General features: G+C 54.9%; 15 protein-coding genes. 5 read left to right on the top strand and 10 right to left on the bottom strand.

The window, feature by feature from the left end; genetic code table 11:
- The first annotated feature begins 34 nt into the window (after positions 1 to 34).
- The gene (locus H7R58_RS23315) at positions 35 to 247 is read left to right on the top strand and encodes a YdgH/BhsA/McbA family protein (RefSeq protein WP_106929291.1); all 213 of its coding nucleotides are present in this window, start codon (positions 35 to 37) and stop codon (positions 245 to 247) included.
- 41 nt (positions 248 to 288) lie between these two features.
- On the opposite strand, the gene H7R58_RS23310 is transcribed toward H7R58_RS23315, so the two are convergent.
- Both H7R58_RS23310 and H7R58_RS23305 read right to left on the bottom strand, forming a co-directional pair.
- Complete coding sequence (locus H7R58_RS23310) at positions 289 to 612, bottom strand: AzlD domain-containing protein (RefSeq protein WP_182934537.1); 324 nt, start codon at positions 610 to 612, stop codon at positions 289 to 291.
- Positions 612 to 1,262, bottom strand: coding sequence for an AzlC family ABC transporter permease (locus H7R58_RS23305; RefSeq protein ID WP_413774323.1), 651 nt, complete (start codon positions 1,260 to 1,262; stop codon positions 612 to 614). Before H7R58_RS23305 ends, H7R58_RS23310 begins: the two co-directional genes overlap by 1 nt.
- 114 nt (positions 1,263 to 1,376) lie before the next feature.
- On the opposite strand from H7R58_RS23305, the gene H7R58_RS23300 reads away from it, so the two are divergent.
- Both H7R58_RS23300 and H7R58_RS23295 read left to right on the top strand, forming a co-directional pair.
- The gene (locus tag H7R58_RS23300) at positions 1,377 to 1,925 is read left to right on the top strand and encodes a helix-turn-helix domain-containing protein (protein WP_106929309.1); all 549 of its coding nucleotides are present in this window, start codon (positions 1,377 to 1,379) and stop codon (positions 1,923 to 1,925) included.
- A gap of 354 nt (positions 1,926 to 2,279) precedes the next feature.
- Positions 2,280 to 3,677: a carbohydrate porin gene (locus H7R58_RS23295; RefSeq protein WP_106929311.1), complete on the top strand. Its 1,398-nt coding sequence runs from the start codon at positions 2,280 to 2,282 to the stop codon at positions 3,675 to 3,677.
- Between the two features lie 129 nt (positions 3,678 to 3,806).
- Here the strand turns inward: H7R58_RS23295 and rhaM are convergent, their stop codons facing one another.
- The 5 genes from rhaM to rhaB all read right to left on the bottom strand — a co-directional run bounded on the left by rhaM (position 3,807) and on the right by rhaB (position 9,135).
- Positions 3,807 to 4,121 carry an L-rhamnose mutarotase gene (rhaM, locus tag H7R58_RS23290; protein ID WP_106929315.1) on the bottom strand — a complete coding sequence of 105 codons (315 nt, stop codon included), beginning with the start codon at positions 4,119 to 4,121 and terminating at the stop codon, positions 3,807 to 3,809.
- Entirely contained in the window at positions 4,118 to 5,266 is a 1,149-nt protein-coding gene (gene fucO, locus H7R58_RS23285) for a lactaldehyde reductase (RefSeq protein WP_182929731.1), read from the bottom strand. Before fucO ends, rhaM begins: the two co-directional genes overlap by 4 nt.
- A 197-nt stretch (positions 5,267 to 5,463) precedes the next feature.
- The gene (gene rhaD / locus H7R58_RS23280) at positions 5,464 to 6,294 is read right to left on the bottom strand and encodes a rhamnulose-1-phosphate aldolase (protein ID WP_182929730.1); all 831 of its coding nucleotides are present in this window, start codon (positions 6,292 to 6,294) and stop codon (positions 5,464 to 5,466) included.
- Between the two features lie 115 nt (positions 6,295 to 6,409).
- Positions 6,410 to 7,669, bottom strand: a complete 1,260-nt coding sequence (gene rhaA, locus H7R58_RS23275) for an L-rhamnose isomerase (protein WP_182929729.1) — start codon at positions 7,667 to 7,669, stop codon at positions 6,410 to 6,412.
- On the bottom strand, positions 7,666 to 9,135 hold the full coding sequence (rhaB, locus tag H7R58_RS23270) for a rhamnulokinase (RefSeq protein WP_106929323.1): 1,470 nt from the start codon (positions 9,133 to 9,135) through the stop codon (positions 7,666 to 7,668). Before rhaB ends, rhaA begins: the two co-directional genes overlap by 4 nt.
- Positions 9,136 to 9,439: 304 nt before the next feature.
- Here rhaB and rhaS point away from each other — a divergent pair, with 304 nt between their 5' ends.
- Both rhaS and rhaR read left to right on the top strand, forming a co-directional pair.
- Positions 9,440 to 10,276 carry an HTH-type transcriptional activator RhaS gene (gene rhaS / locus H7R58_RS23265; RefSeq protein WP_106929326.1) on the top strand — a complete coding sequence of 279 codons (837 nt, stop codon included), beginning with the start codon at positions 9,440 to 9,442 and terminating at the stop codon, positions 10,274 to 10,276.
- Between the two features lie 72 nt (positions 10,277 to 10,348).
- Complete coding sequence (gene rhaR, locus H7R58_RS23260; RefSeq protein WP_106929328.1) at positions 10,349 to 11,197, top strand: HTH-type transcriptional activator RhaR; 849 nt, start codon at positions 10,349 to 10,351, stop codon at positions 11,195 to 11,197.
- 42 nt (positions 11,198 to 11,239) lie between these two features.
- Here rhaR and H7R58_RS23255 read toward each other — a convergent pair whose 3' ends face one another.
- From H7R58_RS23255 to H7R58_RS23245, 3 genes are read right to left on the bottom strand one after another with little or no spacing between them, the layout of a single operon-like run.
- On the bottom strand, positions 11,240 to 12,547 hold the full coding sequence (locus H7R58_RS23255; RefSeq protein WP_106929329.1) for a TRAP transporter large permease: 1,308 nt from the start codon (positions 12,545 to 12,547) through the stop codon (positions 11,240 to 11,242).
- 1 nt (position 12,548) lies between these two features.
- Complete coding sequence (locus H7R58_RS23250) at positions 12,549 to 13,046, bottom strand: TRAP transporter small permease (RefSeq protein ID WP_106929331.1); 498 nt, start codon at positions 13,044 to 13,046, stop codon at positions 12,549 to 12,551.
- Positions 13,047 to 13,062: 16 nt separating this feature from the next.
- Positions 13,063 to 14,043 carry a TRAP transporter substrate-binding protein gene (locus H7R58_RS23245; RefSeq protein WP_182929727.1) on the bottom strand — a complete coding sequence of 327 codons (981 nt, stop codon included), beginning with the start codon at positions 14,041 to 14,043 and terminating at the stop codon, positions 13,063 to 13,065.
- Between the last annotated feature and the right edge of the window lie 152 nt (positions 14,044 to 14,195).

Here is a 14,195-nt window from a genome sequence, read left to right as displayed (position 1 = left end):
CTTATCTAAACAACTAAGTGAAAGGGTTTATATCATGAAAAGCATCAAAACTTTTGTCGCAGTTATGGCTCTTGCCGCTTCCTTCGGTACTTTTGCTGCTCAGACCGTTACCGCAACCGCCTCCACCATCGACGGTGCTGAAGCAAAAATTGCGGCTCAGGCTGAACAGGCAGGTGCAAGCTCATACAAAATTACCCAGGCATACACCGGTAATCGCGTGCACATGACGGCAGAACTGACCAAATAAGCGATTTGCCACAGTCGAAAGAGCGCCCTCGGGGCGCTTTTTTAGTTTATACCTGCCAGACGTAGCAGCGCGGTGGCCGCGGCTGCGGCAATAATCACTACGATCAACGGTGCTTTACGCCAGGCCAGAAATACCGCAAACCCAACCCCTAAAACCCGCGCCATGCCGGCGAAATGCTCACCTTCATAGAAGGTGGTGGCCAGCGCGACCGAGAAAAGCAGCACCGTCGCAGCATCAGAAAGCAGCGCCTGCGAGCGTTCGGAAAAGGCCAGGCGGCTGCCCAGCTTTGCGCCTCCCAGGCGCATCAAATAGGTGCCAATGGAAAGCACGGCGATACCGGTGATAAACAGTGTCATATTGCCCATTATTTCTTCCTCGCCAGCAGACCGAATAGTGAAAGCAGCACCGGGAGCCCCACCGGGGCGAAAGGAACGCAGGCGAGCGAGATAGCCGCGCCGCTGCAGGCGCGAATCAACGTGGTGCGATTCTTAAACGCGGAAATAACCAGTGCCAGCAAAATGGCCGGGAACACGGCATCAAGGCCGATTGTTTCCGGGGCGGGCAGCAGTTTGCCTACTGCGGCGCCGAAAAGTGCACCCAGCGGCCAGAATAGCGCAACGCCCATTCCACATAGCCAGAAAGCCGCTTTTCGCTGTTCGGGCGTGGGCTGAGACAGCCCAAACACCACGCTTTCATCGTTCATAATATGGCATCCGATAAAACCGGCGGCGCGGCGGCCAACCAGATCGCGCACGGTGACGCCAAATGGAATATGCCGGGCGTTGACCAACAGCCCTGCTGCGGCCGCGGCCAGCGGGTTACCGCCGCTGGCCACAATACCGATGAACATAAATTCAGAGGCGCCCGCAAGTACGGAAACGGAGAGCAGCAGTGGAACCCACAGCGGAAAACCGTATGCCATCGCGAGCGAGCCGTAAGATACGCCCACGACGCCGACCGCCAGACAGACCAGAAAAATGGCTTTCACCGTGCTGCTTTTCAGGCAGGAGAACATTTTTACAGACATGTAAATTTACCATATCGAACGATATATCCATTATAATGAACGAATCAAAGTGGTAGTTCAAGGCGAACGTTACGTTCGATATATAAAACGATGGAGTTGTGTATGACACAGCCAATCAGCGTGATTGCAAAAAGCCTGGTGCGCGAGCGGGCCAGAACCGGCCTGTCGTTGGCCGAAATCGCCCGCCGTGCCGGTATTGCCAAATCTACGCTTTCGCAGCTTGAAGCAGGCAACGGTAACCCAAGTCTGGAGACCCTATGGGCGCTTTGCGTCGCGCTGGATATTCCGTTTGCGCGGCTGCTGGAGCCGCAGCCGAATAAAACGCAGGTTATTCGGCGGGGTGAGGGTACCAAAGTGATTGCCGAGCAGGCTAACTATCAGGCGACGCTGCTGGCGACCTGCCCGCCGGGCGCACGGCGTGATATTTACCTGCTGACTACGCAGCCGGGTGCCGATCGCGTCTCTCATCCTCATCCTCCGGGCTCAATTGAGCATATTATCGTAACGCAGGGAAGGGCGCTGGTGGGGTTAACCTCCGGGCCGGAGGAGCTGAATGCGGGGGACTACATTTGCTATCCCGCAGATGAAGAGCACCTGTTTAAGGCGCTGGAGCCCGATACGATGGCTATTCTGGTCGCTGAGCAGAACTGATGTCGTCTCTATGCAGTAATACATGTTACTGCATAGATATTAAATAAATACATTGTGAAAATAATGCATTGTTTTTATTTTTAAGTTTAATAAATAATTTTCTATTATATTTCTTTCCGTCTTGTTTATTTTCTTCATTTTCAGTGTTATCTCGCTCACGATCTTTTAATGCCCGTTATTTACGGACTAAACTTTATTAGCTAGTGTTCTCGTGCTTGTCATGGAATGTGTTTTATTTGTGAAGCATTTCCTTTGGTAATTAAATTATAAAAAACATTCATCGCAGTAATACAAGTGCGCACGAAATCTCTTCTGGGGTTTTGGAGTGAGTCTTTATTTCAAGGAAAGTAAATAATGAAGAAATCAACATTAGCAATTGCTATTGGATTATTATTAGTGGCCAATACCGGTTTTGCTAAAACAACGAAAGTGACGTTGGAACAGCGGCTGGAGCAGTTAGAATCTCGCCTGGAAGCGGCGGAGAGCCGCGCTGACCAGGCCGAGCAGAAAGTGCAGGATATGCAGGTTCAGCAGGCGGCTGAAATCAAAGAAATTAAGGACGCTCAAGGCAATACGCCGGTTAATGGTCAAACGTCAGCTGATGAAACCAAGAAAAATGCCGCAATGCCTAACCTTCAGTTAACGGGTTATGGCGATCTGAAAATCTATGGCGACGTGGAATTTAACATGGACGGTGAAAGCCGCCGCGGCACGCTCACCAAGCTGAATGAAGATAAATCCATCGGAACGTGGGATATGGACGGTCGTATCCTGATTGGCTTCGACGGTAAGCGTAAGATGGATAACGGCCAGTTCGCGGGCTTCTCTATCCAGCCGCTGGCGGATATGTACGGCAGCATGAATCTTGATGATGCGCGCTTTAACTTCGGTCAGGAAAATGACTGGAAAATTGAAATCGGTCGCTTCGAAGCCGCCGATATGTTCCCGCTTAATCAGGATACCTTCGTTGAGCACTCCGGGAACACCGCCAACGACCTGTACACCGATGGCCAGGGTTACATCTATATGATGAAAGAAGGCCGCGGTCGTTCCGATGCGGGCGGTAACTTCCTGATGAGTAAGCAGGTTGACGACTGGTACTTCGAACTGAACTCGTTGATTGAAGACGGCACCACTCTGTTTTCCGATGGTGACAACGTGAAAGTCGATGGCCGTACCTACCACGGTCGTAAGATGGAACAGGAGAAAAACGTTGTTTATCTGCGTCCGGTAGTGAACTGGAAGCCGACGTCTGAACTTTCCTTCTCTGCGGCGATGGAAGCAAACGTTGTGAACAACGCCTACGGCTATACCAACAGTAAGGGTGAGTTTGTCGATCAGTCCGACCGTACCGGCTATGGTTTAACCATGACCTGGGATAATACCAAAGGCGATCCGGATAACGGCGTTATCTTTAACCTGAACACCGCTTACTTAGACGCGAACAACGAAGATGACTTTACTGCTGCCACCAACATCTGGTGGAAAAACTTCGAAGTGGGTTATATCTACGCACATAACAAGATTAGCGATTTTGCAGGCGTAGTTTGTGAGAATAGCTGCATTATTCAGGAGGAAGGCACTTACGATATTCATACCGTGCATGCCTCCTACTGGATTAAAAACGTCATGAATATGCAGAACTTCAACATTTACCTGGGGACCTATTACTCTAAAATTCAGAGTGACCAGGAAATCTCCACCGACGACGATCGCTACGGCGCGCGCGTTCGCTTCAAATACTACTTCTAAAAAACAAAGGCCTCTGCAAGCAGAGGCCTTTTTCTTCGGTAGGCCTGATAAGCCTGGCGCCATCAGGCTCTTTAGCGCACATTGCCGGAGGGCGGCTAGCGCCTTATCCGGCCTACAAATAGCGCTAACTTACGCCAGGTAAAACACGTCCTTCAGCTCTGCGCTGACCGGGCTATTATCCGGGTTCGACGGCATGACATCGGTCATGTATTTCCACCAACGCTGGCACACGTCGGTATTCGCTACCGCATTCCAGCGCTCTTCAGACTCGATTTCCACAGTTGCGAACAGCAGGCTGCGCGCTTCATCGAGATAAATGGCGTAATGGTGTGCGCCGTGTGATTTCAACGCGGCTTCCAGTTCCGGCCAGATTGGGTTATGGCGACGCTGGTACTCTTCGTGTGCGTTGGCGTTTACCTGCATCACAAAGGCTTTGCGAATCATAATGCCTCCAGATACAGCTCACGAACCTCTTCGCGGCTGGCGGTACGCGGGTTGCATGGTGCGCAGGGGTCGGCCAGCGCTTTATCCAGCCATCCCTCGATGTCGTCTTTGGTCACGCCTAGCGCACTGAAGCCCTGCGGAATACCTACGCGGGCGCTGAGCTGACGGATAGCATTAATGGCTTCCATACTGGCCGCTTCGTCGCTCATGTTGCGGGTATCGACGCCCATCGCCTGCGCGACGCGAGCAAAACGCGCTACCGCGTTCGGGCGGTTAAAGTTTTCGATGATCGGCAGCAGGATGGCGTTACACACGCCGTGCGGCAGGTTGTGGGTCGCGCCAGGCTGGTGTGCCAGCGCATGCACCAGGCCCAGACCGGCGCTGTTGAACGCCATGCCCGCCAGGTACTGACCAAAGGCCATTTGCTCGCGCGCTTCCAGGTTATGCCCGTCATCAACGGCTTTCGGCAGCCACAGCGTAATCAGGCGGATAGCCTCCAGCGCATTGGCGTCGGTCAGCGGGTGCGCGCCAACGGAAACGTACGCTTCAACCGCGTGGGTCAGCGCATCCATGCCGGTTGCTGCGGTAACAGAGGCGGGGATATCAAGCATCACGCTGGCGTCATCCACGGCGATGTCCGGAATGATATTGGAATCGATAATGACTTCTTTCACCTGGCGCACGGTGTCGATGATCACCGCGTTGCTGGTCATCTCGGCGGCGGTACCGGCGGTGGTGTTGATGGCTACCAGATGTACGCCCGCGTTCAGCACTTTGCCCACGCCGGAGTAAGCGGTAGACGGGCCCGGGTTGGCGGTAAGAATTTTAATCGCTTTCGCGGTGTCGATCGGGCTGCCGCCGCCAAAGGCGATGATGTAATCACAGCCTTCGGCCTGATAGGCTGCATAACCTTTCTGCACCAGTTCTTCCGTGGGGTTTGGAAAAACCTCGTCAAACAGGTGATAAGACATTTTATGGCCGTCCAGCGCGGCAAACAGGCTGTCCAGCAGGCCCAGCTTAACCAACTGGCCGTCGGTGACGATCAGCGCCTTGCCCCACTGTTTACCCGCGACCAGATTAACCATATCGGCAATCGCGCCCGCACCGTGCAGGCTGATTTTTGGCAGTGCTAACATAAAACTCATGGTGTTTCTCCTTGATACCTATTTTGTTAAATTCAGCGTCCCTTCAGCATGATTGGCGTTGTCTTTCTGGCGGAGAAAATAAGTAAGAGTCATGCCACTGGGGATGAAAACCTATCCCATTAGCTCAGCATGAAAGCCATTTCTAATGGGATGAGCTCTGGCGCCTGACCCCTGTAGCGGGAGGTCAGGCGATGTGCTTATTTATACAGATTCAACGCGCTGGCCATCGGGGTGACGCCAAAGCGCTGGCCGAGGGCTATCAGTTCTTGCTGCGTGATGGTTTGCTTCATGCCGCCCATTGAGTACACCTTAACCAGCACTTCGGCGGATTTTTCGGCGGTATCAATCAGACCAAACGTTTCGTCGAGCGTAGGGCCGCTGCCGAAAACCCCGTGGAACGGCCACAGCACCAGAGAATGCTGACGCATTTCAACGGCGGTTGCCTGGCCGATTTCATCGGTACCCGGTACCATCCACGGCAGGATGCCAACGCCGTCCGGGAAGACCACCAGACACTCGGTGCTGCCTTCCCACAGCTTGCGGGTGATCAGCGCGCTGTCATTTTCCAGCACGTAGGTCAGTGCGATCAGGTTGGTCGCGTGACAGTGCATGATGACGCGGTCTTTGCCGTTGGTTAGTTTGATACGTTCACAATGCGACAGGAAATGTGCCGGCAGCTCGGATGTGGGGACGGCTTCGTGAGTCAGCCCCCACAGAATATGGTAGCCAGCACCGTCGCTATCGACTTTCACCACGCCCAGGTTGGCGGACGGATCGAGCTGTACGTTACGGAAGAATTTGCTGGAGCCCGTGACGATAAACGGCGTGTTGGCCAGCATCGGCATCGGTTGGCTCAGGGCGATATAGCGCGGTTTTGCGTGGAAGTCAGCGGCGAACGGCGCGATATCTGCTTCGTCCAGACGCAGCGTCAGGTTGCCGCCGTTGCGTTCATCCCAACCCTTTAACCACGCGTCTGAGGTGGCTTTAATCATGCCCTGGACGAACCAGGAATCGGTAATGGTCTGCATAGTCTTGTTATCCTGTGTACTTTGCTGCCCGATGGCGCTGCGCTTATCGGGCCTATAATGGCCGTTGTTTCGTAAGCCGGATAAGGCAACGCCGCCACCCGGCAATCGCATTCGATTATTTACGCTGATTCAAAATCTCTTTCTCGTAGCTGCGCACGCTCTCCAGCCACTGGCTGCCCGCTGGCGTATCGTTACGCTGGCAGTACATTTCCCACACCGCCTGCCACGGCAGGCACTTCTGCTCTTCCAGCAGCGCCAGACGGGCGGTGTAGTCGCCGGATGCTTCCAGCTGGCGCAGCTCGGCGGTTGGCTCCAGCAGCGCGCGCAGCAGGGCTTTCTTCATGTTGCGGGTACCAATAACCCACGCGGCGATGCGGTTGATGGAGGCGTCGAAGAAATCGAGGCCGATATGTACGCGGTCGAAGAGGTCATGACGGATGATTTCGCTGGCGATAGCCTGCGTTTCGTCATCCAGCAGCACCACGTGGTCGCTGTCCCAACGTACCGGACGGCTCACGTGCAGCAGCAAACGCGGCACGTACAGCATGGCGGCGGAAATTTTGTCGGAGATCACTTCCGTTGGGTGGAAGTGGCCGGCGTCAAGGCATAGCGCGGTCTGACGGCTGGTGGCATAGCCCATATAGAACTCGTTGGAGCCGACGGTGTAGCTTTCTGCGCCAATGCCGAACAGCTTGCTTTCAACGGCGTCAATATGGTGTGCCGGATCGAGCTTCTCGCTGATGACTTCATCCAGCGCGGCGGCCAGACGTTGGCGCGGTGCCAGGCGGTCAACGGTCACATCTTTCATCCCGTCAGGGATCCAGATGTTCATGACCGACGGCGTGCCCAACTGCTCACCGAAATAGGCGGAAATGCGACGGCTGGCTTTGCAATGGTCGATCCAGAACTGGCGGATTTTCGGGTCGGCGTGCGACAGCGTGAAGCCGTCAGCGCTCAGCGGATGCGAGAAGCAGGATGGGTTAAAATCGAGGCCAAGATGATGTTTTTTTGCCCACTCAACCCAGTTTTTGAAGTGTTCTGGCTTAATCTCGTCACGCGCAACTGGGGTATCAGACTCCAGATAAATAGCGTGCAGGTTCAGGCGCTTTGGTCCTGGTATCAGGCTCAACGCCTGCTCCAGATCGGCACGCAGTTCGCTGGCGTTACGCGCTTTCCCCGGATAATTGCCGGTTGCCTGAATCCCACCCGTTAAATTGCCTTCTGGGTTTTCAAAACCAGCGACATCGTCGCCCTGCCAGCAGTGCATGGATACCGGTAGGCGATCCAGCTGGCGCAAGGCCTCTTCGACGTCGATACCGACGGCGGCGTAGCGCTGTTTCGCGAGTTCCCAGGCCTGGTCAAGTTGAGTGGTCATGCGCAAAGCTCCTTTGTCTGTCGTTGTTGCTGAAACTGCGCAACGTAGCGGGCAATTTCATGGTCAGGATGTGGGGTGAACGTAGTGAGGCCGTAGTTGTGGCTCACCACCTTGCGGAAATCGTCAACGTTGGCGAGTTCGTCCAGCGTCATTAATTGGATGCCGATATTGCCAAGCGTCGAGGCCTCAATCGGGCCAGCCACAACGGTGATACCGCAGGCGTCGGCGCACAGCTGGTTCAGCAGCTGGTTCTGGCAGCCGCCGCCTACGATGTGCAGCTGGCGGAACGGTCTACCGCGCAGCTGCGCCAGTTCATTGAGCACGTCGGCATACAGCAGTGCCAGGCTGTCGAAGATGCAGCGGGCCAGCTCGGCGGCGGTAACGGGAACCGGCTGTCCCGCCTCACGGCAGGCGGCCTGGATCGCCGCGCTCATGTTCTGAGGGTTGATAAAGCGATCGTCATTCGGGTTAATCAGCCAGCGGCAGGCGGGCAGTTTTGCGGTGTCGGCAATCAGCGCCGTCAGATCGCTGACGTTTTGCTCTTTCAGCACCCGCTGCAGCAGCCATAGGCCCATGATGTTTTTCAGCACGCGGTAGCGCCCTTCGGCACCGCCTTCGTTGGTGATATTGGCGCGCTGCGCCCGCTCGCTGGTGTAGGGCGTTTTGCTCTCGAACCCCATCAGCGACCAGGTGCCGGAGGAGAGATAGGCGGCGTCATCACTGACCAACGGCGAAGCGATAACCGCGCTGGCGGTATCGTGGCTGGCAACCGCAACGACAGGAATGGCATTGCCTTGTGGGCAGATCCAGTGGCCAATGACGTTACCTGGATGCGTGGGGGTACCAAACCAGGATGCGGGTGCACCGGTCCAGTTGAGCAGGTCTTCATCCCAGCTATCGCTGTTGATGTTGACCAACTGAGTGGTGGTGGCGTTGGTGTATTCCCAGTTCATGTTGCCGGTCAGGCGATAGCTGAAATAATCCGGTATCAGCAGCGCGTGTGCGGCCTGTGATACCAGCTCCGGCTGCTGTTCAACCAGCGCCCGCAGCTGATAGAGGGTATTGAACGGCAGAAACTGGATACCGCTGCGGCGGTAAATATCGCCTTTGCCCAGCTGTTCCATCGCCATGGCCATGATGCCGTCGGTACGCTTGTCGCGGTAGGCGACCGGCAGGCCAACCCGCTGGCCAAGGTTATCGATCAGGACGTAGTCAACGCCCCAGGTATCGATGCCGATGCTGTCGATGCGGATGCCTTCCTCACATACCTTATTAAGACCGGTACGAATGTCGGCTTCCAGACCGTCGATATCCCAGGTATCAAACCCGTCCTGCTGGTGCAGGCTGTTGGTGAAGCGGTGGATTTCGCGCAGTGAAAGCGAACGCTGCCGGGCGTCGTAGCGCGCCAGCATTACGCGTCCGCTTGAGGCGCCTAAATCGACGGCCACACAATGGCGAAAAGTCATGGCAAGAGTCCTTTTGAGAGTCATTGCCGCTCAGTCTAAAAAAAGCCCATTGTCACTACCTTCTCGTTACTGACAGGCGAAATTGGGCGCTGGCAAGAAAGCAAAGATGAACGTGAGAGAGTTCACAGTTTCCTGCGATACTGCGCGTTAGCGAGGGGTGTGATGGTGACCGCATTTCCCGATCTTTCCGGCTGTTTCTTGAAAAAACGACCGGGTTTGCGCGCTTTGCTGTCAAAACGTCAAGGTCAGATGTCTCAGCGGATATTACTATCCTGATAACATTTCTCATTTGGCGGGAGTCGTTATGACCGTACTACACAGCGTGGATTTCTTCTCTTCCGGTCAGTTACCCGTTGCGATCGAACCCCGGCTTCCTCAGGCTGCATTTCCTGAGCATCATCATGATTTTAATGAGATTGTTATCGTAGAGCACGGCTCGGGTATTCATGTGTTTAATGGTCAGCCGCATACTATTTGCGGAGGCACCGTTTGCTTCGTCCGCGACTTCGATCGTCATCTGTATGAGCATACCGACAATCTGTGTCTGACCAACGTGCTGTACCGCGCGCCGGATGCTTTCCAGTTCTTGTCAGGTCTTCACAAACTGCTGCCGCAGGAACAAGACGGCCACTATCCGTCGCACTGGCGGGTTAACCAGAGCACGCTACAGCAGGTGCGGGCGATTGTCGGCCAGATGGAAGCGGTCAGCGACAGCACCGATATGATGTCGCTGGCGAATCGTGAAATTCTGTTTATGCAGCTGCTGGTATTGCTGCGTAAAGGTAGCCAGGTGCAGGGGGGCGTGAATAACGATGCCCGTCTGAATCAGCTGATGGCGTGGCTGGAGGAGCACTATGCGGACGATGTGTGCTGGGAAGGGCTGGCGGAGCAATTCTCACTGTCGCTGCGTACGCTGCACCGCCAGCTGAAACACTGCACTGGCCTGACGCCACAGCGTTACCTGAACCGTCTGCGTCTGATTAAAGCCCGGCATATGCTGCGCCATAGCGATGAAAGCGTGACCGATATTGCCTATCACTGCGGTTTTGGCGACAGCAACCATTTCTCCACGCTGTTTCGCCGGGAGTTCAACTGGTCGCCGCGCGATATCCGCCAGGGGCGGGATACGATGCTTCAGTAACGCGAAGGCAGTCACCGTTTTTTGCCGCAAAACGACGAATAATAAGCGGTTGTTAGTCGTTGAGGTATTAGCGTGTCAGGCCAGCTCATTCTCCGAAAAGCCGATTTTTTTGCCAGCCCGACGCAGGCCGTGGCGGTGGCGGATCGTTATCCGCAGAACGTGTTTGCCGAGCATACGCACGAATTTTGCGAGCTGGTTCTGGTCTGGCGCGGCAATGGTCTGCATATCCTCAACGATCGCCCTTATCGGATCACCCGCGGCGATCTTTTCTATATCCGCGCCGAGGATAAACACTCCTACGCCTCAGTTAACGATCTGGTTTTACAAAACATTATTTATTGCCCAGAGCGCCTGAAGCTGAACCTGGATTGGGTTGCCCACATCCCCGGCCTGCACGGTACGCACTGGGCGCCGCACTGGCGCATTGGCAGTACCGGCATGACGCAGGCGCGGCAGATCATGACCCAACTGGAACACGAAAGCCGTAAAGATGATGCGCTGGCGAATCAGATGTCTGAGCTGCTATTTGCGCAGCTGGTGGTTTGCCTGAAGCGTTATCGCTACGCCACCGACAATCTGGCGGCCACGCAAAGTGAAGCGCTGCTCGACAAGCTGCTGACCGCGCTGGCGGGCAGCCTTAATCGCCCATTCGCGCTGGATGCCTTCTGCGAGCAGCAGGCGTGCAGCGAGCGCGCGCTGCGCCAGCAGTTCCGCAACCAGACCGGGATGACCGTCAATCATTACCTGCGTCAGCTGCGCATTTGCCACGCGCAGTATCTGTTGCAGCATACCGAACTGCTGATTGGCGAAGTGGCGATGCAGTGTGGGTTTGAGGACAGTAACTATTTCTCGGTGGTGTTCAACCGTGAGATTGGTATGACGCCCGGCCAGTGGCGGCAGCGGAGTCGGGTAGCCGCGTAACGCTATCTCCCGGCCGCGTACTGCACGGTCGGGAGGGTTGTCTTACATCACGCCCAACAGACGCGGCAGGAACAGCGTCAGCTCCGGCAGATAGGTTATCAGCAGCAGTACGCTGATTATCGCGATATAGAACGGCATCAGCGGCTTCAGCACCTCTTCCACCTTCACTTTACCTACGCTAGCCCCGACGTACAGGCCGCTACCCACCGGCGGCGTGATGGTGCCAATGGCCAGGTTGTAGATCATGATGATGCCAAAGTGCACCGGATCAACGCCCAGTTTGGTCATGATCGGTAGCAGAATCGGGGTGAAAATCAGAATGGCGGGGCCGATATCCATAAACGCACCGATGATCAGCAAGAAGACGGTAATGACCAGTAAAATCATTGCCTTGCTTTCTGAAATGCCGAGAATCATCTCGCTTAGCGCGGTCGGAATATTGGTGATCGACATCGAGAAAGACATCGCTGATGAGGTCGCCAGCAGGAACATAATCACCCCGGTCATGACGACGGTTTGAATGAACACCGACGGCATATCTCTGAGCTTCAATGTCTTATAGCAAATCAGAGTCAGAAACAGGGTATAAACCACCGCTATCGCGGAGGCCTCGATGGCTGTAAAAATCCCCTTCACGATACCGCCGACGATGATGACAATCAGCAGCAGGCTAGGTATGGCCTCCAGCGTGACCTTAAGCGCCATGCCTTTTTGCAGGGTGAAAAAGACGCGGTAGTTATGACGTTTAGCCACAACCCAGGTCACCACCATACAGCCAATTCCCCACAGCACGCCAGCGACCATGCCGCCGGCAAACAGCGCCGCAATGGAGGTACCGCCGCTGGCTAAGGCATACAGAATGAAGGCGGTGGTTGGCGGTATCAGCATACCGGTTGGCGCTGAAGCGATATTGACCGCTGCGGCAAAACTACGGTTATAGCCCTCTTTGGCGCTCATCGGCACGAGTACGCCGCCGATAGACGTGGAGGCGGCGATGGCGGAACCGGAAATGGCGCCGAACATCATGTTGCCGACGATGTTGGTGTAAGACAGCGAGCCCGGCAGGCGGCCGGTAAACAGTTTGGCGAAGTTAACCAATCGTGCGGCAATGCCGCCGCTGTTCATGATGACCCCGGAAAGCACGAAGAAAGGCACCGCTAACAGCGCAAAGCTGTCCAGGCTGGAGAACATTTTCTGCGCGGTCGCGAACATCGAAATATCGAAAGGCAGCACCAGCATCATCGTGCTGCATGAGGCGATGACGATACAAATCCCAATCGGCGCACCCATCGCCAGCAGGACCACAAAAACGCCGATCAGCGTTAGCGAAGCGGTAATCGGATCTATCATGTTATTTCTCCACGTGCTGCGGGGACGGTTGCGCCATAGCGCGCAGGGAATCAATGATGTTCAGCACGCTATAGATAATGATCAGCACGCCGGCAATCGGCAGCGCGTAGTAAACCTGGCCCATGGGAATGCCCAGTGCAGGTGAGATTTGCAGCATGGAGATGGCGGAAATTTTCAGGCCGCCGATGATTAAAATCCACGTAGAAAACGCCATAAAGGTCAGCTGCAGAACGATCATCCATCCGTGACGCACCTGCGCGGAGACCTTATCGACCAGAATGGTCAGGCTGATATGCTGCTGTTTACCGGCAACGTAGGCCATGCCCAGCATCGAGATCCACACTAAAGAGAAGCGCAGCAGTTCCTCGGTAATGGTGCTTGGTTGGCCAACGATATAGCGGCTAATGACCTGCCAGCATGAAACGGCAACCATCATTGCCAGCACCAGGCAGCAGACGGCTTCCAGTAGCCGATCGAGTCCTTTTCTGATTATTTCCATTTTGAGTCCTTAGGTATCAGTGTTTCGCGGCCTGGATTTTCTGATAGAGATTATCCAGCACCGGTCGGCTTTTCAGATCGGCGTAGATGGGCTGCACGGCCTGTTGGAAGGGTTTGATATCAATTTCAAAAAACTCAACGTTGAAGTCCTTCACGGCCTGCTGTTTGGTTTTTTCGATTTCAGCGTCCCAGGCGGCTTTCTCAAATTCAATGGAGGCTTTTATCGCTTCATTGACGATGCGCTGCTGTTCGGCGGTGAGTTTTTCCAGCGTGAGCGAACTCATCAGCAGAATGTCGGGAATGCGGGTATGCATGTCGTAGGTGTAAAAACGGGCAACTTCACCGTGACGTGCGATGGTCAGGGCAAATTCGTTGTTTTCAGCGCCGTCCAGAATGCCTTGTTGCAGCGAGGTATAGACTTCGGCCTGGCCCATGGCAATAGGCGATGCGCCCAGCAGTTTCAGCGTACGGATGGCGGTGTCGCTCTGCATGACGCGGATTTTTTTGCCTTTCAGATCGTCAATGCTGCGTACCGGCGCTTTACTCATGTAGAAGTTACGGGCCCCCGAGTCGTACCAGCCTATACCGATAAAGCCCTGTGCCTGGGTTGATTGATAAACCGGCGTCATAACGTCCGGGTTATCCATCACTTTGTAGTATTCATCGCGGTCGGCGAAGAGATAGGGAAGGGAGAACACGCCGTACATTGGCGAGAAGCTTTCCATCAGTCCGGATGAGACTTTGGTGATGTCCACGACGCCGACCTGGGTCAGCTCAACCAGCTCGCGCTCACCTCCCAACTGGCCGTCCGGGAAATACATCACCTTGATATCGCCGTGCGTTTTCTCCTCGATCTGGTCACCCAGGAATCGCAGCGCATCTTTCACCGGCTGGCTGTTCTCGGCATAAGCGAGGCGGAGTACCGTCCCGGCATGCGAAAATCCAGACAGCGAAAGGCAGCACAACAGAAGTATTTTGACTGTCCGTAGTAATTTCATATTGCCCTCAACGTTTGATAGTTCCGGGGCGAAATTACCTGTTAAAAACGTGAAAGACCTTGTGGTTATTGCCAGCGTCTGGCTTCAGGTGGCAATAACGACGTAGTTGTATTGGGCGAGGTCAAAGTGTGAAATTTTCAGAATTCATCAAG

Source organism: Klebsiella sp. WP4-W18-ESBL-05 (assembly GCF_014169075.1).
GTDB lineage: Bacteria > Pseudomonadota > Gammaproteobacteria > Enterobacterales > Enterobacteriaceae > Kluyvera > Kluyvera ascorbata_B.
This window is presented reverse-complemented; position numbering and strand designations above follow the sequence as displayed.

Bases quoted from the DNA above. Each gene is read 5' to 3' on its own strand.
- H7R58_RS23315 (WP_106929291.1), top strand. From the start codon at position 35: ATGAAAAGCATCAAAACTTTTGTCGCAGTTATGGCTCTTGCCGCTTCC.
- H7R58_RS23310 (WP_182934537.1), bottom strand. From the start codon at position 612: ATGGGCAATATGACACTGTTTATCACCGGTATCGCCGTGCTTTCCATT.
- H7R58_RS23305 (WP_413774323.1), bottom strand. From the start codon at position 1,262: ATGTTCTCCTGCCTGAAAAGCAGCACGGTGAAAGCCATTTTTCTGGTC.
- H7R58_RS23300 (WP_106929309.1), top strand. From the start codon at position 1,377: ATGACACAGCCAATCAGCGTGATTGCAAAAAGCCTGGTGCGCGAGCGG.
- H7R58_RS23295 (WP_106929311.1), top strand. From the start codon at position 2,280: ATGAAGAAATCAACATTAGCAATTGCTATTGGATTATTATTAGTGGCC.
- rhaM (WP_106929315.1), bottom strand. From the start codon at position 4,121: ATGATTCGCAAAGCCTTTGTGATGCAGGTAAACGCCAACGCACACGAA.
- fucO (WP_182929731.1), bottom strand. From the start codon at position 5,266: ATGAGTTTTATGTTAGCACTGCCAAAAATCAGCCTGCACGGTGCGGGC.
- rhaD (WP_182929730.1), bottom strand. From the start codon at position 6,294: ATGCAGACCATTACCGATTCCTGGTTCGTCCAGGGCATGATTAAAGCC.
- rhaA (WP_182929729.1), bottom strand. From the start codon at position 7,669: ATGACCACTCAACTTGACCAGGCCTGGGAACTCGCGAAACAGCGCTAC.
- rhaB (WP_106929323.1), bottom strand. From the start codon at position 9,135: ATGACTTTTCGCCATTGTGTGGCCGTCGATTTAGGCGCCTCAAGCGGA.
- rhaS (WP_106929326.1), top strand. From the start codon at position 9,440: ATGACCGTACTACACAGCGTGGATTTCTTCTCTTCCGGTCAGTTACCC.
- H7R58_RS23255 (WP_106929329.1), bottom strand. From the start codon at position 12,547: ATGATAGATCCGATTACCGCTTCGCTAACGCTGATCGGCGTTTTTGTG.
- H7R58_RS23250 (WP_106929331.1), bottom strand. From the start codon at position 13,046: ATGGAAATAATCAGAAAAGGACTCGATCGGCTACTGGAAGCCGTCTGC.
- H7R58_RS23245 (WP_182929727.1), bottom strand. From the start codon at position 14,043: ATGAAATTACTACGGACAGTCAAAATACTTCTGTTGTGCTGCCTTTCG.